Origin of the sequence: Geomonas subterranea (genome assembly GCF_019063845.1) — a bacterium.
Lineage (GTDB): Bacteria > Desulfobacterota > Desulfuromonadia > Geobacterales > Geobacteraceae > Geomonas > Geomonas subterranea.
This window is the reverse complement of sequence record NZ_CP077683.1, coordinates 4,531,086-4,553,825: the sequence shown is the minus strand read 5'-3', so window position 1 is coordinate 4,553,825 and position 22,740 is coordinate 4,531,086. Positions and strand designations below refer to the sequence as shown.

The 22,740-nt window shown below is 59.9% G+C and carries 25 protein-coding genes; 2 read left to right on the top strand and 23 right to left on the bottom strand.

The annotated features are described in order from the left end of the window. Positions 1-103 precede the first annotated feature (103 nt). The 9 genes from rplS to KP001_RS19780 all read right to left on the bottom strand — a co-directional run bounded on the left by rplS (position 104) and on the right by KP001_RS19780 (position 5,678). Positions 104-460 (bottom strand): 50S ribosomal protein L19, encoded by a 357-nt coding sequence (rplS, locus tag KP001_RS19820; RefSeq protein WP_129124523.1) that lies wholly within the window; start codon positions 458-460, stop codon positions 104-106. Between the two features lie 93 nt (positions 461-553). Further along, entirely contained in the window at positions 554-1,099 is a 546-nt protein-coding gene (locus KP001_RS19815; protein ID WP_217289664.1) for an RNA methyltransferase, read from the bottom strand. A 104-nt stretch (positions 1,100-1,203) separates the two neighbouring features. After that, a complete protein-coding gene (gene trmD, locus KP001_RS19810; RefSeq protein WP_217287243.1) occupies positions 1,204-2,001 on the bottom strand; it encodes a tRNA (guanosine(37)-N1)-methyltransferase TrmD in 798 nt (265 codons plus the stop codon). Next, positions 1,998-2,516 carry a ribosome maturation factor RimM gene (gene rimM, locus KP001_RS19805; protein WP_217287242.1) on the bottom strand — a complete coding sequence of 173 codons (519 nt, stop codon included), beginning with the start codon at positions 2,514-2,516 and terminating at the stop codon, positions 1,998-2,000. The genes trmD and rimM overlap by 4 nt, the downstream gene beginning before the upstream one ends. Positions 2,517-2,519: 3 nt before the next feature. Beyond that, complete coding sequence (locus tag KP001_RS19800) at positions 2,520-2,750, bottom strand: KH domain-containing protein (protein ID WP_129124527.1); 231 nt, start codon at positions 2,748-2,750, stop codon at positions 2,520-2,522. 50 nt (positions 2,751-2,800) lie between these two features. Then, positions 2,801-3,067 (bottom strand): 30S ribosomal protein S16, encoded by a 267-nt coding sequence (gene rpsP / locus KP001_RS19795; protein WP_135869506.1) that lies wholly within the window; start codon positions 3,065-3,067, stop codon positions 2,801-2,803. 108 nt (positions 3,068-3,175) lie between these two features. Then, on the bottom strand, positions 3,176-4,537 hold the full coding sequence (gene ffh / locus KP001_RS19790; protein ID WP_217287241.1) for a signal recognition particle protein: 1,362 nt from the start codon (positions 4,535-4,537) through the stop codon (positions 3,176-3,178). 290 nt (positions 4,538-4,827) lie between these two features. After that, positions 4,828-5,418, bottom strand: a complete 591-nt coding sequence (yedF, locus tag KP001_RS19785) for a sulfurtransferase-like selenium metabolism protein YedF (protein ID WP_217287240.1) — start codon at positions 5,416-5,418, stop codon at positions 4,828-4,830. After that, positions 5,415-5,678, bottom strand: a complete 264-nt coding sequence (locus tag KP001_RS19780) for a putative Se/S carrier protein (protein WP_217287239.1) — start codon at positions 5,676-5,678, stop codon at positions 5,415-5,417. The genes yedF and KP001_RS19780 overlap by 4 nt, the downstream gene beginning before the upstream one ends. 90 nt (positions 5,679-5,768) lie before the next feature. Between KP001_RS19780 and KP001_RS19775 the strand changes: the two genes are divergently transcribed. Both KP001_RS19775 and KP001_RS19770 read left to right on the top strand, forming a co-directional pair. Continuing rightward, positions 5,769-6,032, top strand: coding sequence for a hypothetical protein (locus KP001_RS19775; protein WP_217287238.1), 264 nt, complete (start codon positions 5,769-5,771; stop codon positions 6,030-6,032). Then, positions 6,019-6,495, top strand: coding sequence for a DciA family protein (locus KP001_RS19770; RefSeq protein ID WP_224963343.1), 477 nt, complete (start codon positions 6,019-6,021; stop codon positions 6,493-6,495). Before KP001_RS19775 ends, KP001_RS19770 begins: the two co-directional genes overlap by 14 nt. A gap of 132 nt (positions 6,496-6,627) precedes the next feature. On the opposite strand, the gene KP001_RS19765 is transcribed toward KP001_RS19770, so the two are convergent. The 14 genes from KP001_RS19765 to KP001_RS19700 form a co-directional block, all read right to left on the bottom strand. Next, positions 6,628-7,386 (bottom strand): tRNA1(Val) (adenine(37)-N6)-methyltransferase, encoded by a 759-nt coding sequence (locus KP001_RS19765; RefSeq protein WP_217287237.1) that lies wholly within the window; start codon positions 7,384-7,386, stop codon positions 6,628-6,630. 109 nt (positions 7,387-7,495) lie between these two features. After that, positions 7,496-9,952 (bottom strand): YfhO family protein, encoded by a 2,457-nt coding sequence (locus KP001_RS19760; protein WP_217287236.1) that lies wholly within the window; start codon positions 9,950-9,952, stop codon positions 7,496-7,498. A gap of 125 nt (positions 9,953-10,077) precedes the next feature. Next, positions 10,078-11,271: a glycosyltransferase family 4 protein gene (locus KP001_RS19755; protein ID WP_217287235.1), complete on the bottom strand. Its 1,194-nt coding sequence runs from the start codon at positions 11,269-11,271 to the stop codon at positions 10,078-10,080. Beyond that, positions 11,268-12,242 (bottom strand): glycosyltransferase family 2 protein, encoded by a 975-nt coding sequence (locus KP001_RS19750; RefSeq protein ID WP_217287234.1) that lies wholly within the window; start codon positions 12,240-12,242, stop codon positions 11,268-11,270. Before KP001_RS19750 ends, KP001_RS19755 begins: the two co-directional genes overlap by 4 nt. Then, positions 12,239-13,324 (bottom strand): GNAT family N-acetyltransferase, encoded by a 1,086-nt coding sequence (locus KP001_RS19745; protein WP_217287233.1) that lies wholly within the window; start codon positions 13,322-13,324, stop codon positions 12,239-12,241. The genes KP001_RS19750 and KP001_RS19745 overlap by 4 nt, the downstream gene beginning before the upstream one ends. Beyond that, entirely contained in the window at positions 13,314-14,393 is a 1,080-nt protein-coding gene (locus tag KP001_RS19740) for a DegT/DnrJ/EryC1/StrS family aminotransferase (protein ID WP_217287232.1), read from the bottom strand. Before KP001_RS19740 ends, KP001_RS19745 begins: the two co-directional genes overlap by 11 nt. Continuing rightward, a complete protein-coding gene (locus KP001_RS19735; protein ID WP_217287231.1) occupies positions 14,390-15,409 on the bottom strand; it encodes a polysaccharide deacetylase family protein in 1,020 nt (339 codons plus the stop codon). Before KP001_RS19735 ends, KP001_RS19740 begins: the two co-directional genes overlap by 4 nt. Further along, complete coding sequence (locus KP001_RS19730) at positions 15,406-16,350, bottom strand: glycosyltransferase family 2 protein (protein ID WP_217287230.1); 945 nt, start codon at positions 16,348-16,350, stop codon at positions 15,406-15,408. The genes KP001_RS19735 and KP001_RS19730 overlap by 4 nt, the downstream gene beginning before the upstream one ends. After that, positions 16,331-17,545, bottom strand: coding sequence for a glycosyltransferase family 4 protein (locus KP001_RS19725; RefSeq protein WP_217287229.1), 1,215 nt, complete (start codon positions 17,543-17,545; stop codon positions 16,331-16,333). Before KP001_RS19725 ends, KP001_RS19730 begins: the two co-directional genes overlap by 20 nt. A 16-nt stretch (positions 17,546-17,561) precedes the next feature. After that, entirely contained in the window at positions 17,562-19,142 is a 1,581-nt protein-coding gene (locus tag KP001_RS19720; RefSeq protein WP_239027994.1) for a lipopolysaccharide biosynthesis protein, read from the bottom strand. Positions 19,143-19,164: 22 nt separating this feature from the next. Further along, positions 19,165-20,304: a hypothetical protein gene (locus KP001_RS19715; RefSeq protein ID WP_217287227.1), complete on the bottom strand. Its 1,140-nt coding sequence runs from the start codon at positions 20,302-20,304 to the stop codon at positions 19,165-19,167. Beyond that, a complete protein-coding gene (locus KP001_RS19710; protein ID WP_217287226.1) occupies positions 20,301-21,077 on the bottom strand; it encodes an oxidoreductase in 777 nt (258 codons plus the stop codon). Before KP001_RS19710 ends, KP001_RS19715 begins: the two co-directional genes overlap by 4 nt. A gap of 27 nt (positions 21,078-21,104) precedes the next feature. Then, on the bottom strand, positions 21,105-22,178 hold the full coding sequence (locus KP001_RS19705; RefSeq protein ID WP_217287225.1) for an acyltransferase family protein: 1,074 nt from the start codon (positions 22,176-22,178) through the stop codon (positions 21,105-21,107). Continuing rightward, positions 22,175-22,738, bottom strand: a complete 564-nt coding sequence (locus KP001_RS19700; protein ID WP_217287224.1) for an acyltransferase — start codon at positions 22,736-22,738, stop codon at positions 22,175-22,177. The genes KP001_RS19705 and KP001_RS19700 overlap by 4 nt, the downstream gene beginning before the upstream one ends. Positions 22,739-22,740: the final 2 nt, after the last annotated feature.

Genomic DNA, 22,740 nt, shown 5'->3' with positions numbered 1-22,740 from the left:
TCAGATTTTCTCAGATTTTCTCCGTGGCTAGCGGTTTTGCTTTTGGGTTTAACAAAAAAAGCCCCGGTCGCCGGACCGGGGCTTTTTGGAACTGCGTGCCGATTTACTGACCGGCGACGTACTTCCTTTCCTTGATCCTGGAAGCCTTGCCGCGCAGCTTGCGCAGGTAGTACAGCTTCGCACGACGAACCTGGCCGCGGGTCACAACCTCGATCGCCTCGATGGACGGCGAGTGCAGCGGGAACACCCTCTCCACGCCGACGCCGTTGGAGATCTTCCTCACGGTGAAGGACTCACGGATACCGCCGTTCTGACGGCCGAGGCAGACGCCCTGGAAAGCCTGGATACGGCTCTTGTCACCCTCGACGATCTTGACCTGCACCTTGATGGTGTCGCCAGGAACGAAAACCGGGATGTTCTTCTTCATCTGTGCCATTTCAATCATGTCAATCTTGTTCATTTGGTACTTCCTCCCTTATCTGGAACCTCTAGCATAAGACTTAATACTGACAGTTAACCTGCATCACCCGACTACTCTCTATCCATCCGGCGCCTAGCGCCCGAAAAGCCTGTCCAGCATGATCGATGCCGCGGACCGCACCGAGAGGTGGTTGTAATCGCCCCGCCCCCTGATCGGCTCCAGCACCAGATCGCTCTTGTTGAACACCTGCTCTATGAGCCCCCACCCGGTTCCCAGAAGCAGCAGGAAGGGCTGCCCGGGGTCCGCTTCGATGAGTTCCTTAAGCCCGGCAAAAGTCACGCTGTTGGGCCTGCCGGAAGCGCCGGTCACCACGACCGTGGGCCTGCGCCCGGTGCGGCTTTCGATGTCGGCGATGGTCGACTCCAGCGACTCTTCGCACTGCAGCGTCTCCAGCGCCATCTTCCGCTTGGGGTTGTAGGTGGACCCCCAACCGGTGAGCCAGTGCTCCCGCACCTTTTCAACGAGCTTTATCTGCTCCGCAACCGGGGTCACGATGTAGTAGCGGGCCAGACCGAAGGTCCGCGTCAACCGCGCCATGTCGTGGATGTCCAGGTTGGTGACCGAGGTCGCTACCACGTCCTTGTGCTTGTCGTACACCGGGAAGTGGATCAGCGCCATGCTGAAATTGCCCGCCTTCGCCGAGGCTTCGGTGGGCAAGGCCGCCGGTTTCACCGAGGCTTCGGTGGCCAGGGCCGTGGGCTGTAAAATTTCATTCGCCGAGGTCATGCCGCTCCGCCTTCCGCCTTCGCTAAAGCTTCGGCGGACAGGTTCGCCGGCTTCGCCTTCAGGTGGGGATCCAGCCCCAGCTCTTTCAGAAGTTTCTTGTCCTGCTTGCTCCACTCGACGCCGTCGAGGAGCTCGGGACGGGAGGCGAGCGTTCTCCTGATCTGCTCCTTCCTGCGCCACTTGGCGATCTCGGCATGGTTGCCGGAAAGAAGGATGTCGGGAACCTTCTCGCCCCTGAATTCGGGAGGCCTGGTGTACTGCGGGTACTCCAGAAGCCCATCTGCGAACGAATCGTACTGGGCAGACTCTTCATGCCCCAGCACACCCGGCACCAGCCGGGATACCGCGTCGACGATCACCATGGCGGCGATTTCCCCGCCGGTCAGCACAAAATCGCCCAGCGAGATCTCGTCATCCACGAACAGGGTGCGTACCCGCTCGTCGACCCCTTCGTAGCGGCCGCAGATGATGATGAGCCCTTCCTCGCGGGAAAGCTCCTGCGCTACCTGGTGAGTGAAGGGCCGCCCCCCCGGTGTGGTGAGGATCACCTTCGAGCCCGGCCGCTTCTCCTTGACCGCCTCGATGGCGCCGGAAAGCGGCTCGACCTTCATCACCATCCCGGCGCCCCCGCCGTAAGGAGAGTCGTCGGCCGTGGCGTGCTTGTCGAAGGCCCAGTCGCGGATGTTGTGCAGGCCGATCTCGATCAGCCCCTTGTCGCTCGCGCGCTTCAAGATGCTCTCGGTCAGCGGTCCCTCGAACATGGCCGGGAACAGGGTCAGGATGTCGAACTTCATAGATCGAGCAGCCCCTCGGGAAGAGAGACCGTCATGCGACCTGCCGCCAGGTCGACAGACAATACGACGTCATCGAGCGCGGGGATGAGCACCTCGCGCCCGTGGTACTTGACCACGTAGACGTCGTTGCTGCCGGTTTCGATGATATCTACCAGCTCTCCCAGCTCTTCCCCATCCGACGTCACAACCTGGAGCCCCAGGAGGTCGGACCAGTAGAACTCGTCGTCGGGGAGTTCCGGGAGCGCCACCCGGTCGGCGTAGATCTCGCTGCCGACCAGGTGCAGCACCTGGTTGATGTTGTCAAACGGCTTCAGGGTCAGGATGATCCTTTTGCCGTTAGGCTTGGCGGAAACCACGGAGTATTCCTCCATGGCCCCTTTCGGAGACTTGATGAAAACGCACTTTAACTGCGAGATACTCGAAGCATCCCCCGCAAAGGGAATGACCCGCAACTGTCCCCTGATCCCGTGTGTACCCTGGATCTTGCCAATCAATACTTTGTTACTACCGGACATCTATCACTCTACGATTTTAAGGATGGCTTTCTTGTTATCCTTTGTTGAGACAGCGTTGAGCAAAGTACGGATCGCTTTTGCCGTGCGACCCTCCTTGCCGATGATACGCCCCATGTCCTCTTTTGCGACGGTCAGCTTGATTACGTTGGTCTCTTCTTCCAACTCCTCGGTTGCTTTCACCTGGGTGGGATCGTCTACGAGTGCCCTGGCGATGGTCTCAACAAGCTCTTTCATGTCGCTATCCTCTGTAGTGTGGGATGCCGGCTGGCCGGTACTAAGAGATATTAAGCGGCAGGGGCGACGAACTTCTCCCAGATGCCGGTCTTCTTCAGGATCTGCTTGACCGTGTCGGTCGGCTGAGCGCCTTTGCCGAGCCACTCCAGAGTCTTCCCTTCTTCCAGGTTGTACACCGCCGGGTTCTTGTTCGGGTCGTAGGTACCGACGTTCTCGATGAAGCGCCCGTCCCTGCGGCTACGGCAGTCAGCAACCACTACCTGGTAAAAGGGTTTCTTCTTAGCGCCCGCACGTGCAAGTCTGATCTTTATTGCCATTTCTTCCTCCTGGTATTCTCGGATCCTTGAGATCCGCCATTGCGTGTATTGTGTTTACGATCCTGGTAACTGTATCTGAGTTGGTGCAATAGTCAAAGGCAAGCGGTTTTAAAAGGGGAGCATCCCTTTACCCATGCCTTTCATCCCTTTCATAAGCCCTTTCGGCCCCATCTTCTGTAGCTGCTTGACCACCTTCTGAGCTTCGGTGAAACGCTTCAAAAGCTGGTTCACTTCCTGGATGCTGGTGCCGCTACCCTTGGCGATCCTCAAACGGCGGCTGCCGTTGATGATGGTGTGGTTGGCGCGCTCCTTCGGTGTCATCGAATCGATGATCGCCTCGATCCTTTTCAGTTCCTTCTCGGAAGGCTGGGCGCCCTGCATCTGCTTCATCGCCTTCCCCATGCCGGGGATCAGGTTCATGATCGATTCCAGCGAGCCCATCTTCTTGATCTGCTGCAGCTGGTTTCTGAAGTCCTCGAGATCGAACTGCCCGCTCTTCTTCATCTTCTGCTGCAGACGCTCGGTTTCCTTCTCGTCGAAGGTGGCCTGCGCCTTCTCGATCAGGGTGAGCACGTCGCCCATGCCGAGGATGCGGGAGACCAGGCGGTCGGCGTGGAACACGTCCAGCGCGTCCAGCTTTTCGCCCAAGCCGACAAATTTAACGGGCTTCCCGGTGACCGCCTTGATGGAAAGCGCCGCGCCACCCTTGGCGTCGCCGTCGAGCTTGGTCAGGATGACGCCGGTGATGCCGAGGCGCTCGTTGAACCCCTGGGCCACGTTGACCGCTTCCTGGCCGGTCATGGCGTCGGCCACGAACAGGATCTCGCGCGGTGCGAGCTCGTCACGGATCCCTTCCAGCTCCTCCATCAGGTAATCGTCGATCTGGTGGCGGCCGGCGGTATCGAAGATGATGACGTCGAACCCGTTCAGCGTCGCGTAACGGTGCGCCTCGCGGCAGATATCCAAAGGCTTCTGGGTCGCCAGCGAGTTGAAGACCTCGATGTCGAGCTGACGGCCGAGCACCTTCAACTGCTCGATAGCGGCCGGGCGGTACACGTCTGCCGGCACCAGGAGCGGCTTTTTCCTCTGCCCCTTGAGGTGCTTGGCCAGCTTGCCGCACGAGGTGGTCTTACCGGCGCCCTGCAGACCGACCAGCATGATCGCCACCGGCGGTTTGGCCGCCAGGTCGAGCGAGTTGTCCTCGCTGCCGCCCATGAGGAGCACCAGCTCGTCGTGGACGATCTTGATCACCTGCTGCCCGGGGGCGAGGCTCTGCAACACCTCGGTGCCGACGGCACGGCTGCGCACCTTCTCGACAAAGTCCTTGACGACCTTGAAGTTTACGTCGGCTTCCAGCAGCGCGAGACGAACCTCGCGCAAGGCATCCTTGACGTTATCCTCGGTCATCACCCCCTGGCCGCGGAGCTTCTTGAAGACCAGGTCGAGTTTGTCGGAAAGAGTCGCGAACATCTATAAACCTATAAGCCATTGAAATGGCGAATTTATTTTTGCACAAAAAAACGTGCAGGCCGGCAAAAGCGCACAGGTATCCCGCGGCAAGAGAGTCACTTTAGTGGATATAGTCACAAATTGTCAAGCTAAAACCTTTAGCAACAACGAAAAACCAAAACCACCCGCCACGGAGAAAATCTGAGGACTTCGGAGAAAGCCCAATGCAAAAACGAAGAGCCTCTGGGTTACCCCCTAAAGCCTTTTGCCTCTCTCAGATTTTCTCTGATGTGCTCCATGGCCAATGTTTTTTACAGCCGCACCACCGAGCGCGCCGCGAGCATCGTTTCGGCGATGGTGAACATGTTGGTCACCCCGCCCGCCGCGAGCGTTTCCTTCTTCTTGAAGAAGTCGAGACAGATGCCGCAGGAAAGGACCTCGACGCCGCGGTTGCCAAGCTCGTTCAGAGTTTCCACGACCTCGGACCCTTCGGCGGCAAGCAGGACGCCGGTGTTCACGAAGAAGATCCGGTCCGGGAGTTCGCTCATGTCCAGGAGGGTCATGATGAAGTTCTTCATCAAAAGGCGCCCGAGTTCCTCTGGACCATCCCCCATCCGGTCGGAGCCGATCAGCATCACGGTCGGGCCGGCGGCAACGGCGGGGGCGGGCGTCGCCTCACGCGCAGCCGTGGCGCCGGGGCCGGTGATGGTGAAGGCAAAGCCGTCTTCCAACTGCTCCTCGTGCACCTGGTAGCCCCGCCCCTGTGCGAAGCGCTTCACGTTCTCGCGCGGCGCGCCGTCGTCAAGAAGTACGTGCAGTTCCCCCTGCGCCGATTCGAGCGCCCTCTTCACCTGCACTACCGGCAGCGGGCAGGCCATCCCCCTCACGTCAAGCTTGTTCATTCGTCTTCTCCTATTTTCACGAAGCTATCTCCGTTTTTTCTGTACAGCTCGCGCGGCAGCAGCCCGGCGGCGGCGAGCGCCTCCTCCACCTCGCCCCTTACATCCTCCGCGTACCTGATCGCAAGCCCGCAATCGGCCGCAAGGGCGCGCGGCGCCGGAATGAGCAGTATTTTGAGCTGCTTATCCTTGAGCAGCCGCTCCGCCTCCATCACGCGGTGGATGGAATTGAAGATGGCCACGAAATCTCCGTCTTTTATCACGGCAACTCCTTATCCTGGTTGAGAACAACGCAATAGACACATTGACAAAGAGAGGTCAAACCCATAGTATTACCGACCCAAGAGGTAAACATGGAAACCGTGCTCTACGCAGCGGCACTCATAGTAGTGGCCACGCTGGTAAACATACCCCTGGGGTACCAGAGACAGTCCTATCCGAAGTTCTCCTTCGGCTGGTATTTCTACGTCCACATCTCCATTCCGGCCATCGTTTACTTCAGGATCAAGACGGGCCTGGGCTGGGGATTCATTCCTTTCAGCATCACCAGCGCCGTGGTCGGCCAGATCATCGGCGGCAGGATGTACCGCAAGAGACACCCGGTTGAAGGCGAATAAACGTCCCAAGATGAAAAGGCCGGCGCCGGTCACCGACCTCCTGAGCGCCCTTTTGCGCGGCACCCCGGCCGAGTTGAGGCTCAAGGAGGGGCGGATCTGGGAAGTCTGGGACGAGGCCGTCGGGGACAAGATCGCCTCCCATGCCCAGCCCGCCACCTTCCGCGAAGGCACCCTCACCCTTCACGTCGACAGTTCCCCCTGGTTGCAGCAGCTCAACTACCTGAAAAAAGACCTGATCGCCAAGGTGAACGAGGCCCTGGATGAAGAACTGGTAAAGGAGCTGCAGCTTAAAGGCGGCAAGGTCAGAAAGCCCTCCGCCGCGGGGATCACGAAACCCGCCAGGCGCGAGCTAACTGCGGAGGAGCAGGCCTGGGCCAAAGAGCAGGCCGAATCCGCCGCCGACCCCGAACTGCGCGCCATCTTCGAGAGCCTGATTCGCAAAGACCGGGAACATAGGGGCTAGGGACTAGGGGCTGGGGGCTAGTCCCCCCTGCATCCTAGCCTATTGTCAACCAGTTCAACGCCAACCTGCCACACCTTGAGGTCGCGGTAGCTGCGAACGTCCATGGCTCGCCTCCCGGTTTTTTACTAGCCCCTAGTCCCCAGCCCCTAGCCCCTGCTTTCTGTAGATTCTTAGTTTTTCCTCCGAGTAACCACCGCATTCCCCCCTGACCAGCAATGGCGGCTCCACCTTCAGCTCTCCCGTTCTCCCCTTCGCCAATTCGATCATGAACATGCGGGCGTCCATTGAGCTATTGCCGTGCACCATGCGCAGCCTGAGCGGCGCGAGTTTCTGCAGGGCGGCCTGCGCCATCAGCTCCGCCAGCCGGCAGGTGTGATAGATGAGGCAGATGCGGCCGGAAGGTTTCACCAGGTACTTCGCCGCCGCCAGGAAATCCGCCAGCGTCGCGCTTGTTTCGTGGCGGGCCTCGTCGCGTCCAGCGCGGGGGCTGATCTTTCCCGTACCGGGGCGGCGGTAGGGGGGATTGGAGACCACCAGGTCGAAGCTGTCCACGGGAAAGCGTGTCTTCAGCGAGATGACATCGTCCTCGACGACTTGGACCCGCTCCGAGAGGCCGTTCAGCGCCACGTTGCGGTTAGCGATGTCCGCCATGACCTGCTGGAACTCGATTGCCGTAACCGACGAGTTTTGTGCCAGGCGCGCCAGGAGAAGCGCGATGACGCCGCAGCCGGTGCCAAGGTCCGCGCAGGAGTCACCGTCCCGCACCCCGGCGAAGTCCGCCAAAAGCAGCGGATCCACCGAGAACCGGTACCCGTGCCGCGGCTGGATGATGCGCAAGTCATACCCGGACAACTCGTCCAGGGTTTCCAGGTCAGAATTGAGGTTAGGCATTCAAAAATCCACACCTGTTTGCTCACGCAAAGCCGCAAAGGCGCAAAGACTGAAAGTCAAAGGCTTCAGGCTTTCTTTGCGTCTTGGCGTCTTTGCGTGACACTTGGTTTTAAGCTCCTGCCCCTTTTGCACGGCGCGCCAGCCAGAACTCGCGGCCGAGGAAGAGGGCGAAGATGGCGAAGGAGATCAGGGTGAGATACTTGCCGATCTTGAACGGCGTCGGGTCGAAGACGAACTCGACCTTGTGCACGCCCGGGGTCAGGTAGATGCCGCGCAGCACGTGGTTCACCGGATAGATCTCGGTCAACTTGCCGTCCACCGTCGCCTTCCACCCCTTGTAGTACTTCTCGCCCATCACCAGCATCGAATTCATCGTCACCGCGGCTTCGAGATCTATCTTTTCCGCCTCGTACTTGTTGATGCGCACCTGCCCCGGCCCGACCGGCGGGAGAGCGGCCCCGGGGCCGGCCATCGGAATGGGGGGCGCGGATTCAACCAGCGCGATCACCCTGGGGTCGAACTGCGGGTTCTGCAGGGCGCCCAGCGCATCGGCCGGGTTCGGGACCTGGACCGCCACCGGGGCGAGCCACGCCTTTGGCAGCACGGCCTGGTTCTCCAGAATCATGAGCGCCCCGTTGGGAGAGACGAAAACGGTGCGGTACTTGGTGGAATAGGCCCCCTTGTCCTGCTCGTACTGCTCCCGGGTAACCACGAGGTACCGGACGTTCATGATGTCGGGCATGCTGGAGCCGAGGTTGAAGTTGTCCAGGAACTCCTGCCAGCGCCGCTGCTGCACCGCGTTCGATGTGAACATCACCGGAATCCCGGCGGCGGCGTAGGGCATGGGGTCACCCGCCATGGGAAGCGTGCGGAACTCCTTGGGCTGCTTCGCCAGGAAGGCAATCTCCGGGGACTGCGCCGCCGTCGCCTTGTGCGGCTCATCCACCAGGAACAGGAACTTGGAATTCACCCGGCCGGTATCGACCAGGAACAGGCCGATGAGCACGAATGGGAGCAGCTTCGCCGTCAACTTGCCGCGCTGGTACAGGGCGAAGACAACTGCGAAGATGGCGGCAAGACCGGCGGCGATCCAGGTCTCGTTCACCAGGTTGTTCCAGCGCTGCAGCACGAGCTTCTCGCTTTGCGGTTCGTAGCGGGTCGGCTGGGCGATGATGTCGATGAACTTGTTCACCCAGAAGTTGCCGGTTGTCACCTCGACGCCGACCAGCACCAGCAGCAGCACCGGAAGCGCCACCACGCCGATGAGGTATCCCTTGAAGGCGCGGCTGGCACGGACGGCAGGATCGAGCAGAAGGTCGATGGCGAGGGCGGACAGAACACCCAGTCCCAGGACCGGGATGAACATGATCATCTTGGGCACCCGGAAACGATTGATCCCCGGGAAGTAGTCAAAGAGCAGGTTGTAGAACGGGGTGTATTTCCCCATGGAGAAGAAGATTCCCACCACGACCGCCGAGAAAGCGAGCCAGGTGTAGCGGTCCCGCCGGAAGATAAGCGGCAGCGGAAGCAAGAGCCAGGGGAGCAGCCCCATGTAGCTCACCGTCTGGGTGAAGTTCATGCGCCCCCAGTAGTAGGCGCCGATGTTGCTCGGGTTCGGCCCGGCCTCCTGGCGCGAGAATCCGAACATTCCCGGGATGATGAAGGCTGCCGTCTCCTCCGGGGGCATCGACCACGACATCGCCTCCTCGCGTGCAAGCCCCCCCTTCGCCTCGCTCTGCCCGGCGGACGCGGTGACATTCGCCCCGCTGTTCACTCCGCGGTTGGTCTCCTTGGACCAGTTGGCCAGGGGAACCAGCGACATGGCGACGGTGGTGAGGAAGAAGACCAGCAAGGTCAGGTTCAAGGCCAGCAGGCGCCCGAACTCCTTCTTCCCTCCCTCGTCGGCCAACACGATGCACAAGGAGCGGGCGATGCCGTAGACCCCGATGGCAAGGCAGGTATAGTAGGCGACCTGCCAGTGTCCATGGAAAAATTGCACCGCGAGGATGAACGCCGCGCTGAGGAAAAAAATCACCCGCCGCGACCTGAACCCTTTCTCCAGGAAGAAGAAGGCCCAGGGGGTAATGGAGATGGTGGCGATCTTCATGACGTGCCCGGCGTTGATCAGCGAGGCATTCTCAGGAGCGATGGCGAACACGAGCCCGGCCAGGAACGATCCCAATTGCCCACAGCCGATGGTACGGCAAAACCAATAGGTGCCGGCAGCGCCGACGAAAAGGTGGAAGAGGATGTACCACGCCACGCTGGCCGGGGGGGGGAAGAGCCAGAATATCAGCTTCTGCGTGAACAGGAACTGCCCGGCAGCCCCGCCGCCTTCGTTGGTAAAGCCGGAGTTGATGTACATGTCCCAGCCGGCGCTGGAGAGGTTTATGTCGAAGAGCTTCCAAAACGGCAGCGAACCGAGGCTTTTCACCCCCCAGTAGAACTCGTTGATGATGTCCGGGGCGCGAATGATCTTGTCGGTGAAAAGGATCTTGGAAAAAAGAACGATAAGCAGCGCGAGCAGTGCGCCCTGAAACAGCAATTCCTTCTTACGATCTGTCATACATGCTCTCCGGGAAAAACCCACACGGCTGCAGCGTGATTTATTTATCGATGTGAAATGAAGCCGATGGGCGGGCACCTTCGGGGATTCCAACAGCGGCCTTGGCAGCGGGAAACCAACGGGACCTAGCGGCCAATCGGATATTTATAAAACAATTCAAGTTTCTCGGCAAACATATTCCACCTGAACTGCTCCAGCAGGTAGCGCCGCCCCTCCCTGCCGATGGCCTCGCGTCGCGCCGGGTCGTGGAGAAGCTCCACGGTCCGCTCGACCATCCCCTGCCAGTCATCCGCGTCGCACAGCACTCCGCTACGCTCATGCACAATATACTCGTTGATCTGGCCGACCGCGTCGGCCACCACGGGGACGCCGGCGCGCAAGAGCTCGGTGAGCTTCGCCGGACACTTGCAGCGGTTCAAAAGCGTGTCGGCAAAGGGGTAGATGGCAAGATCGGCTACAGCGAGGTAATCAGGGAGTTCGGCCGGTTCAATCCACCCCGCCACTATCAGCGCATCCTCGAAACCGTCCGCGCGGGCGGCCGCGAGCAGCTCCGCCTCCTCCCCATGCCTCCCCTTACCCACCACGAGGAACCTGACGCCAGGGACGCGGCGCCGGGCCTCTGCAAAGATGAGGTGCAGCTTCTCCTGGCTGAACTCGAAGAAGCGCGTGTAGAGCAAAAGCACCGGGGTCTCCGGCGCGATGCCCAAGCGCCGCCGGATCTTTTCGCCGTCCCCGGCGGGGGTGTCATCGACACAGTTCGGGAGGTAGAGCAGCCGCTCCCGTGGGATGCCCATCTGCAGGTGCAGTTCCTCCAGCATCCGGCTCGCCACCGTCACCCCCCGCACGCGCGGCGGCAGCCACTGCTCCTGGAAAGCGTAGAGCTGCCGCTCCGCCGCCGAGTACTGCAGCTGGTCGTTCATGCCCCCCTTCCCTTCCCAGTCATCGGTGTCGAGAAAGAGCGGCGGCATGCGGATGCCCAGCCGTTCGCAGCAAAGCTGGAGCATCGCGGTCAGCCCGCCGTACCCTTTGGGCTTAAAAAGGTGCACCAGGTCCGGCTTTTCGGCCAGGGCGGCGCGGAACAGGCGCCAGGCGAGAAAGGGGGCGGCCACAGCCTTGTGCTTCGGTCCCAGGACGATGTTCTTGACCGGCACGCCGCGTACGACCTCAACCGTGCCGGAGCTTTCAGGGTTGGTGTATGGGGGCGCGACGATGACCGCCTCGTGGCCGCGCCGCTGCAGTTCCACGGCCAGCGGCACCATGCGGGCGAGCACGGTCCCCTTGGGACGGATGCCGAACGGTGCGATGAAGACGACTTTCACGCGCTCCCTCCCTTGGCGGCCCGCTTGCCCTTGACCACCCGGTCGTACAGCTGTTGCGCCGCCACCAGGATTCCGGAGCCGAAGAGTCCGGCGGCAAGACCGAAGACGACGAATATCTTACGGTTCGGGAACGGGATGCGCACCGCCTCGCGGATCAGCGCCCTACCTTCCGCGCCCCGCCCCGCCAGCACCAGAATCCGGCCGTAATCCGCCTGGTGGAAGGCGACGAGCCCCCGCACATCGACCGAGCGCCGCTTCAGCTCGGCAGCGTACACCTCCGCGATCCGTTCCGCGACCCGCAGCTTCGCCTCGAACATCTTCACCTGGTCTCCGATGGTGTTGCCGGGATGGAGCCGCACCTTGGCGTGCAGGCGGTCCTGAAACCCGAACTTCGCCCCTGCGAGCGCCAGGCGCAGCAGGAAGTCCCAGTCCTCGTAACGGTTGCAGGCGGGGTCGAATCCGCCGCCCCGCAGCGCCGCATCGCGGCGGATGAGCGGCGAGTGGATGGTGATGAAGTTGCCGTACAAGAGGTCGGCCACGATGTCGCCGCTGGGGGTTCTGCGCTGCGGCGTGAAGCTGGAGCCGTCCTTATCATTGAAATAGCTGACCCTCGAGTAGGCGACGTCGTACTCCGGATGCTCTGCCAGAAAGGCCGCCTGCTCGGCCAACTTCTCCGGCGCCAGCAGGTCGTCGGCATCAAGGAAGGAGATGAGTTCGCCGCGTGCCTCCCTCATGCCGTTATTGCGCGCGGCGGACCGCTCCGCGTTTTGCTGGTACAGGTAGCGCACCCGGCTCCCGTACCCCTTGACGATCTCCGCGGTCCCGTCGGTGGAGCCGTCATCGACCACGATGCACTCGACGCAGGGATAGCTCTGCGCCAGGACGCTGTCGACCGCGTGCGCGATGTACTTTTCCGCGTTGTAGGCCGCGATGATCACGGAAACCGTGGCGGCGGTTCGCCTCTCGCTCATCCCTTGACTCCCTTGATGCGCTTCAACAGTTCGTCCGCCTTGATCTTCGCCTTCTTGACCCCGAGGAACAGCCGGCCGGCGATGTCGTCGCTCACGAAGCTGGTGATGGGGACGTCGCGGTCGGTCCACTCGTACTTGTACTCCTCGGGGCCGATGCAGAAATCGAAGAGTTCCACCCCCTGCTCGAAACAGTGCCGGATCAGGTAGTAGGTCAGCACACGCCCCGGCGAATATTTGCCGTAGCGATGATCATAGGTGGGCATCACGAAGTAGAGCCTGTTCTTGTAGAGGTAACCGAGGTGCGTCGCGATGATCTCCCCGTTCAGCGTCAGGCAGCAGAGGTGGAGGTTCGGGTTCAGGCGCACCTCTTGGCGGTAGAACTCCTCGTAGCCGGGCTTGCAGAGCACCCCGTGCACGCCCGAAACCTGGAAACGCCAGCGCTTCTGCTCCAGGAAAGCCTCCAGCACCTCGCCCGCCCGGGGCTCCGCGCCCGGCACCACGCTGAAAACAAGTTCGCCCAGCTCCTCCAGCCGCTTGATCTGGCGCAGCGTGTCCGATTTCTGTTTCTTGCGGAAGCGCTTCAGCGAATCGAGATACGGCTCGAAACCACCCTGCAGTTCGATAAATGGAGCGACATCACCCCGGAAGAACCTGAACTCACGGCTGAAATAGGGGTAGGCCAGCGCGTCGTGGCGCATGTTTTGGAAGTAGCCGACATGATAGCCGCCTTTCTTCTTGAGCCGGAGCAGCGCCTCGCGCAGGAACTCGTCGAGGGGTGTTGAGCAGGCCGGGTCGATGAGCACGTCGCCGTAGTCCACGATGAAGAACCCGCCCAGCCAGGTCAGGATGCGCACCCCTCCCTTGGCGATGATGCAGCCCGGGAATATGGCGCGAACGGCGCCGTCCTCGCGTCCGACGATGACGGCCGGGACCGCACCACCCGCCTTGCCGGCGCGAAGGTACCAGTTCGCCAGCAGACGGTGGTTCTGGAACAGATGCGCCGGCGATCTCCGCTCCAGCGCCTCCCACTCCGGCCCCAGGTCCAGAAGCCCTTTTTCGTTGTCGATCACTTCAAGCTGCATCAAGCACCTTTTGCAGTAGCGGCAGATAACTTTCCGGCTCCAGATCCTGGTGGAGCGGGAGATAGAGCATCCGCCCCCAGAGGGTGGCGGCGCCGCAAACATCGTGGTCCAGCACCGTCGGCGGGAGCGAGGGCCAGGTGTGCAGATCGAGGCCGTGCCGGCGGGCAGCGCTCATAAGCCCGAGCCAGCTGTTGCGGTCCTGCGTGACGACAGGCAAAACCAGCGGCGAGTTTCCTTCCCGCAAAAGCCGGGGGAGCGGCAGCATCTCCTTGCCGCCGTTCGCCAGCAGGAACAGCTCCAGGGTTTGGTACAGCTGGCGCCGGCGCTGCCGGATCCGGTCCTGGTCGCTCGCGGCCAGTTGCTTCAATGCCAGAACATCAGCCTGGTGCGCCTTGACGTCATCGTCGCAAAACCCGCGGGGGTCGGAGAAGTCCGGGAGCGCGCGCAGCCGGATACCTGCGGTGCGCAGCGTGGCGGAGGCGAGGTAGCGCTGGCGCGACTCCGGCGGCGCAGCCCCGTTCAGCCGGTCCAGTTCTCCCTTCAGCGGCAGGTATCGGTCGTTGTTGATCCTGACCCGGGCGCCGTTGACGGATCCCAGCACCTTCCGGAACGAGGTGAAGGAGAAGTCGCCGAACTCCTCGAGGCTTTTGCCTCCAAGCGAGCTGGCGAAACCGTGCGCGTTGTCGTTCACCCAGACCAGGTTGTGGGCGGCACAGTAGTCGGCGATGGCGGTAAAGTCCTGGCTCACCCCGAAGTAGTTCACCGAGATGAAAGCGCGGCTGCCGGGCTTCACCTCGACGCTGTCCCACTCCACCTGAAAATCCTGGGTCACTCCGTAGTAGACCGGCTCGATCCCCAACTCGGCCAGCGGCAGCAGCACCACGTCGCAGATATAGGCGGGGAGCAGGATGCGGTCGCCGCGCCCCAGGCCGAGCACCTTCAGCAGATTCAAGAGCGCGAAGCGGGCGTACCCCGTGTAGCCGGTCCGCTCGTCCCCCTGGCAGGCTGTGCCGCTCAGGAAAAGCTGCACAAGTCCCGGCAGTTTTATTTCAGGCGTCCGCTTGATCAATAGGTGACGACCTTTCTGAATCCGTTGGTGACGGCGCTGTACATGCCGGAGAGGAAGATCTCGCTCAGCTTGCCGTTCTTCCCCCCCTCGTAGAGCGGGATGCGGGGGAGCATGAGCGGATGCTCCCGATGTCCGGCGTGGAGATTGCCGATGCGTGTGGTCACGGCACTTTGGAAACCCGCATCCCGCGCCAGTTCCTCCTCGCGTCGTCCGGCGTCCACCGCCTTGCCGTACGGATAGGCGAGATGGCGCACGGGGCAACCGGTTTCGCGCTCGAGCTCCACGCGCGAGTCGACCAGCTCACGGAAGGCCTCGTCCCGCGGCAGGGGCGCGAGACTGCGATGGCTTAGCGTGTGGCAGCCGATGCTGCAAAGTTCGTCCGCCGCAAGGGCTCGAACCTCGTCCCACGTCATGGCCAGTCTCTCCTGCGCGACGGGGAGCGGGTAACGCTCTCGCAGCCCCGCCATCAGCTCAGCCTGGTCCTGCGCCGGAAGGGGTTGATAGACCGCCTTGAAGGCGATGAAGGCGCTCCTGGGATCGACAAGATCCAGCGTTGTGCGCTGTTCCCGGTACTCCAGTTCGATGCGGCGGTGCACGAGGAGCATCTCCTCCAGGGTGTACCACCAGAAGTCAGCCGTCCCAGCCGGAAAGGAGTTGGCGACGTAGACGGTAAAAGGGACCCCATGGCTTGAGAAGATCGGCCAGGCATGGTCGAAGTTGTCGCGATAGCCGTCATCCAGCGTGAGCACCATGTTCCGGCCGTGCGCCACGCAGTCATCGAAGTCCTGCACCAGGTGGTCGAGCGAAATGAACCGCCACCCCTCCTTTTGCCTGCCGGAAACGAACGCATCGAGAAACTCCGGCGTAACCTTCAGGTTGTCCGACGGGAGTCCACGCTGCGGGCCGGGCAGCACCCGGTGCAGGAGCAGCACCGAGGTATGGCCGCCGTAAAAGGGGGCGAAGAGCCGGTGCAGGCCGCTGCCGTGCACCATGTCGACCAGCAGGTTTGCCGTCATGACAAAAGCGTTCTCACCAGCTTCGTATAGATCTTCAGGCACAGGGGATCCACCCGCATCGCCTCCCAGTGAACCCGAAGCCCCTCTGCCTTGGCACCGGCGCCGGCCAAGGCGCGCCCGAGCGTCGCGAGGTGCTCCGCCTTCTTGCGACGGTACATGCGGTCCAGGAATGCCGGCTGACAGGTGCCGTCGGCGCGCAGCAGCTCCAGGTGGTAGCTCACCACGTTGAAGATGTTGCGGTGGTGGTACTCAATCTTCTGGGTGATGCTTCCTTCCACCCGATGGTACTCACCAAGGACTTCCGGGAGATGGGCGAAGCGGGCTCCGGCGCGGGCCAGCCGCAGCCAGAACTCGTAATCCTCGGCGCTGTTGAATTCGAGGTTTTCGGAGAAGCCGCCGATGGCTTGCGCCAGTTCCCGACGGACCACGGTAGCCGAGGTGGAAAGCCGGTTGCCGCGAAAGAGCAGGTCCTGGTAGGCCGGCGCCCGAACCTCGTCATAGGAAAGCGGACGCCTGGTCCCGTCAGAGGCGACCTCGATCTCGTCATGGTAGGCGACGTCGATCAGGGGCTTCTGTGTCAGCAGCGCGGCCATACGCTCCAGCTTGGTCGGATGCCAGAAGTCGTCGGCGTCGAGAAAGGCGATGAAGCGGCCGGTGGAGCGGAAGATGCCGTTGTTGCGCGCGCCGCCGATCCCCTTGTTCTGCTGGCTGGCGAGCTTTACCGGGTAGTCCGGGTGACGCCGGGCGTACTCCTCGATCACCTGCACCGTCTCGTCCTTCGACCCGTCGTTGGTGATCACCACTTCGTAATCGGTCAGGGTCTGGGCGCGAACGGAATCGAGCGCCTTTGCGATGAAGGGCGCGGAATTGTAGGCGGGAATGACGACGCTGAAGAGAACCCCCTGCTGCTGCGCCGCGTCGTTACCTGATGAGTTTTGCATATTCCTCTGTCATCCTTTGCGCGGTGAAAAGTCTGCGGTAGCGTTCGAATCCCTTGCGCCCCTGCTCGGTGTGCAGATCCTTGTCGAGGAGCAGTTGCACCATCTGCGCGGCGTAGCCGTCGACGTCGTCCCTGGCGAAGGTGAAGCCGCCGTCGCCATCCTGCACCACCTCGGGAAGCCCCCCCACCCTGGTCGCCAGCACCGGGACACGCTGCGCCATCGCCTCCACGCAGGTAAGCCCGAAGGACTCGAATTCCTGGGATCCCACCAGGAGCAGGGTGGCCTGCTGCAGGATCTGCATGGCGTCCGAGCGGAAGTCGAGGACGTGGACGTTGCCGCCGATAGCGAGTTGCTGCACCATCTCCCTTACCGCGTCTATTTCCTCCGGGCTGCCGTGTCCGCAGATGAGGAACCGCGCCTGAGGCACCCGCTGCAGTGCCTTCTTGAACGCCCGGAGCAGGAAGCTGTGCCCTTTTCTCGCCTCGTAGGTGCCGAGCATCAGGCACAGCGGCGTGTCCGGAGCAAGAGAAAGTTCCCGGCGGATGTCGGTGGTGGGCGCCTGCTGCCCGGAGAAGTCGAGCCCGTTGTAGACGAAGCGCACCTTGTCCCGGTCGGCGTAAATCTGGGGCCGGACGGCGAGGGAATCCGCCGCCGCACGTGACACCGTGACGAAGGCCTTGGTGTAGCGGGTCAGCAGTGCATCGACCCGGTCCTCCTGGAGCTTTGCACAGCGGGAGGCCGGGGTGCCGAGGTTATGGAAGTTGTGAATGCTCTGCGGCTTGCCCGAGTAGCACCCCCAGGCGATCCCCGCAGCCCGGCAGGTATCCGCGCCGGGGTAGCCTCCGTTCACCACCATGAGCCGGTCGCAGTTCTCGCGCAGCAGGATCTCTTTGATCCTGCGCGTCGCCGAGGCGATGAAGAGGTAGCGTGACAAGGGCGACGAGCAGACCCGTAAGGTATCCAGGGCTTTGTTGCCGCGGGTCTTCTCCGCCCAGCGCGCGTAGGTGGGAATCCGGTGCGTCACCACCTTGCAGGGGCGCTGCAGCCTCTGCCGGATCACCGTCAACCCGGGGTAATCCTCGTTGCAGACCAGCACGAACTCGTCCGCGGCCTCCGGCCAGTGGTTTATCAGCGTGGCGATAAAGGTATCGATCCCGCCCCGGTTATAGGTTTCGGTGTACAGCATTATCTTCATAAGCTCGTCACCTGTCTTATTTCCTCAGCAATGACAAAGGATTCACCATAATGTCCTTCCGCGTGATCCCCGCGAAGCCAGGTACCATCCAGATCAGTCCTGCGATGGCTATGAGGTAAACAAGCCCGGCGGAAATCAGCCGACAAGAATGCAGGATGAGGTTTTCGCTAACAGCTGGATACTGCAACAGCGGGAGCAGCCACGTAAGGTTGAAGTAGCCGGAAACCAAATGGGAGGTATATGCAATCCCATAGATTACTGCAACCATCATGACCTGGAGGCCTAGCCATTTCGCGAAAGGAGTACGCAGATACCGTGTGTTGCAGAACAACTGGACGTTGGTTCCGACAAACTGCCAGGTCAGCATTTTCAGCGCCAGCCCTGTGGCTCCGAGGGCGAGGCCGGGGACGGCGAAAGAAACGGGGGCTATGCAGAAATATGTGATGGGCAGGCTTACCACCATCATGATGATGCCGAGCCTGGCATACAGTGCAGTCTGCCCAGTGGCAACCATCAACGCACCGCTGAGCTGGCCGAAAGTCTGGTGAATCGGGTACAGTGCCATCAGCGCGATAGGTATGATCGCTCCCTTATACTTTTCTCCACCGATCAAAGCTACTATGTTGCCACTTTGGACAGACAGGAAGCAACTCGCAACTGTTGCTATGAAGAGGAAGAGCTTTATTCGCTCAAAGAGTATTAGCAGCCTTGCATGGTCCTTCTCCTCATGGGCCAGGGCAAACTCCCGAGTCAACAACGGCGTCATGGCACTAGTAAAAAGAAAAGCAATTTGCCCCAAGCGGTCCGACAGCCCGAAGAAACCTTGCTGCATGGAACCACCGATCAGCTGTAGAAACCACCGGTCGAAATAGAGAAACAGAAAACCGCCGAGCATTAGGAGCGTAAGCGGACGCGCGTAATCCCAAACGAAAGCACCGTAGCTCTGTATCTCTTCCTTGGGAAATCTCCATGGTCTGATTGCGGCCAATCGCCATGCATCTTGGCGGTAGAGCCACCTCACCGATAGTGCCACCGTCGCCGCCACCACGGCAACCTGTGCCCACAAGTACGACCCCAAAGTGAGCAGGCCTCCCCCTGCCAGTAATGCCAGCACAGCGAACTTTAGAGTGTTCTGCACCAGGCGTATCTGCTCCAACCCCACAGTCAGCGATTTCCCATCTGAGAGATAGACCAAAAACTGGTACAGAAAGGTCACCATGGTGAAAGCCAAAGCTGCCCACAGATACTCCGGTGCGACATCGGGCCACAACCATGCGTGGAGTCCGAACGCGTGCGAGACGGCAAGAAAGAGAGCAAACAGTGTGGCTATGGCCAGTGAAAAATAAAAAGTTGCTCCCGTAGCGAGATCAGTGTCTTCCTTATGTCCTTTCCGAGATACCCAGTTGAAGTAAGCCACGGGTACTTGCAGCGCCAGCGTATCAAAGATGAGTTTGAAGTTGTTGGTGATGAACTCAAACTTCCCGAACTGCTCCGGGCCAAGTACCCGCGGCACGAAAGACATGGTTACCAAACCCAAAAGGATCCCGAAAACATTGGCTCCGAGTTTAAATGCGAACCGCTTTTGTAAAGAAGCCACCTTAGTCAAAACATATCCTCAATCATGCCTTCATTTCGGCAAGGAAAATATCACGAGTGAAACTATGCTCTGACTCCGGAGTGGTCAGGTAGTTGTATTTGTAGAGGTCATACCGCTCTGGGTCAGGCTCCCGAAGTTCAATGGTCTCAGCCCTTTGCACCTCATCAATGTTGTAGATCGGTTGATTTAGGTATTCCGCAAAGTCTCCCATCCATCCCACTATGGTGTCACGGTAGATTCGCTCCATCTCCGTCGTGTAGATGAAAAGCAGCGACTTTCTGTTGAGCACGGCATAGCTTATAGCCGTGCTATGATGCGAAATCACAAACTCCGCATCGCGTACGAGTTCAGGCGTCACCCCCTTAAAAGCTTTGCGTCCAAAGTACAAGTCACCATAATTCGCGTTCGGATGAGCAGCTATCACTACCTGCACGTGGTAACGCTCTTCGACCATCCCGAAAAATCGTTCCAGCGAAGCTACGTACTCGGACGGAGTGACAAAATCCCATCCGACAAGCTTTAGATCTGAATGATATGCCAAGTTGATATCAAGAAAGACACAGTAACGCCCCGTAATGAGCCTTTGATCGGCATCCTTTGTCCTCACATAGTTATCAAAATCGCACAGGTTTACTGCGACCTTCTTTCCAGCCTTGGGGTGCATGGCAAATGAAGCGTATCCCGCTGCAAAAACAACGTCGAACGGCTTCACTGGCATGAGCTTCGAGCCAACCAATGCCGACAATTTTCCCAAGACTTCTCGAATGAATTTTGAAGGATGACGGAGCAACGTCGCGTATTTTCCTGCCCTGCTGCGGCCTTTGATTGGGAAGTTCCCCCATTCGAAGAAAAAGAGCCGACAGCCGTAGCTGGACAACATCCGGTAGAGCCGGTTGAATCTACTCTCATAATTGACAATCATTACAAAGTTGGCGCCGCCCCCTTGGCAGCCAATCAGAAGGGATTGCAACTGCTTATAGCTGGTAACCGCGACGAGATAATCACGATTCAAAGAAGGCTGAAACTTAACCTCACTGAACAAAAGCGAGGTGACATCCCAATACTCTACCGGCACTCCATGCTCCTGAAGATAGGAAATGTACCAGTCCCGCTCGACCTTTTCGCTTAGCGGCATCCAGGAGATGTAGACGACCTTTTTCACAGTGCCCATCCGTCATCGACCACGATGTTCTGCCCGTTCACGAATCTGGACATGTCGCTCAACAGGTATAGCAGCGTTCCGGTGAGGTCCTGCGGGTCCAGCATCCCTTTCGAGAGCGAGAACGCACGGTACTTCTCCAGAAACTCGGCCGGCTGCGCATCGAGAATGCCACCCGGGCTGATGCAGTTGACCCTGATGTTGGAACCTTTGAAGTACTTGGCAAGATACTTCGTCAGGTGTATTACTGCGGACTTTATAGCCGCGTACTCCACCGGCATCGTCATCCGCGTCCCGTCATAAACCTCGAAGCGCGGGGCTACCACCCCGTAAATCGACGCCATGTTGATGATGTTCCCGTAGCCCTGCTTTTGAAAGTGCAGCCCGAACTGCTGCGACGTCAGGAAATAACCGCCCAAGTGGGTGCCGACGTTGTCGCAGAAGTCTTCGTAAGTGACGTCCTCGAACCGGGCTCCATAGCGCTTATTGCGGGGATAGGCGTTGTTGACCAACGCATCCAATCTGCCATAGCGCTCTGTCAGCGCAGATATCAGCCGCTGCACTGATTCCTTGGAGGTTATGTCGAGCAGCTCGAAATCGGCCTTACCTGAGTTCGCCCTGATCTCGTCGGCGAGTTTTCTACCGTTTTCCTCAGAGGTGTCAGCAATAACCGCGACAGCTCCGGCCGCCGCGACGGCGCGGGCATACTCGCTGCCTATGCGTCCGGCTGCACCGGTGATGACCACCACTTTATTGTCGATATCTACACCTTTCAATTCTGCCTCCCCCTCTGCAAATCGTGATCAGGCTGCAACCGGTTCCGTTAATGACTCAGCCGGCGCAGGGGCTTCATCTTTTGCGAGCCGATGCTTCAAGGACAAGAAGGGCATCTCGATAAAACGGAACGAGAGCTCTGTTACGACCAGTGAAGCGGCTGCACATGTCAGTAAGACAATGATGTTTCTAGGGTTGACGACGTTCAGTATCCAGTAGTGCCAAAGATAGAGGCCGTATGACCTTTTCCCGAAGTACACCAGTGGCTTCGTCGAAAGGATCGACTTGCTGAAATTGAATCCCGGCTTGACAGCAAGGTAGATCAGGCCACAGGTAAGAACCGGGATAATGAATATTGGCCCGCTGAAGAAACCGGGATCAGCGGTAAAAGCATCCCTTCTCAGCATGAACAAAGCGATGCCCCCGAACGACAGCAAGGGGAGAATCTTCTCCAAAGACTTGGGCAAAACGACACGATCATTCCAGAAGTGAAACGCTATGGCAAGACAGCACCCGAAGAGAAGGGTGAAGGCGCGAGTGTCAAAACCGTAATAGAGTCGCCACCAAGGCGCTGATGTTGACATAAAAAAGGTCTCTGACATGGAAAGCAGCGTCAGAGTTAGGCTTGCAGCCAAAAGCCCTTTTCCGCCCCACCTCTTTACCACGGCATAAAGAATGACCGGCCAGAGGAAATAAAACTGTTCCTCCACCGAAAGAGACCACGTGTGCCCAAGTTCGCCGGGACGGTTCAGGCCCGCCGCGCCAGCCCAGTTCGCTACATAAAAGAACACCAGTGCGATATCCCCGAAGTGACGACTGAGGTTTTTCCCGAAGAGGGTGACCAGGGTTCCGTACACGATCAGCAGACAGAAAAGAGCTGGGAACAAGCGCAGTAACCGACGAATATAGAAGTTACGGAAACCTATATCGCCACGACGGGAATACTCTCCCAGAAGGATAGAGGTGATTAAGAACCCGCTCAAGGTAAAGAAAACATCGACGCCGAATCCACCCCGCTGAAGGATGGGAACTCCGTAGTGGGCAAGACACACGGTGACGATGGCAATGCCGCGAATGCCATCCAGGGCGGCTGTGTATCTCATGGCGCCTGGTCTCCGATGTTTCTGATAATCCTGGCCGGGTTGCCGGCAGCAAGAACGCCTGCCGGGACAGACTTTGTTACCAGGCTACCGGCACCGACCACGGAGTTCTCTCCGATGGTGACTCCGGGGAGCACGATGACGTTCGCTCCCAACCAGCATCCCTTCTTGAGGACGACCGGCTCGGAGACGTAATGTCCCTGATCGATGATCGGGATATCGGGGCTGTCGAACCGGTGATTGTTCACGTACAGATGAACGCCAGATCCCATCATGACATCATCCTCGATTGTGATTCCGGCCCCCCCCTCACGAGGATCGGCAAAGAACATCGTGGTTGGACGCACCACCACCCTCTTCCCAATCGAAATCTTGGAGCAGCAGATGGCATATGCGCCGGGCCTGAAATCGGCACTGTCATCGAACAAGAGGAACTTCTCCTTGCAAAGACGCAGCATTGTCGACTTGAAGTGCAGACGCCAGTGGGTGTACGGGATGTCCGGTCCGATGCGGTCGGCTGCTTTCCAGAACCGGATTCGTTGCAGCAACTCAGAAAGAAACATCA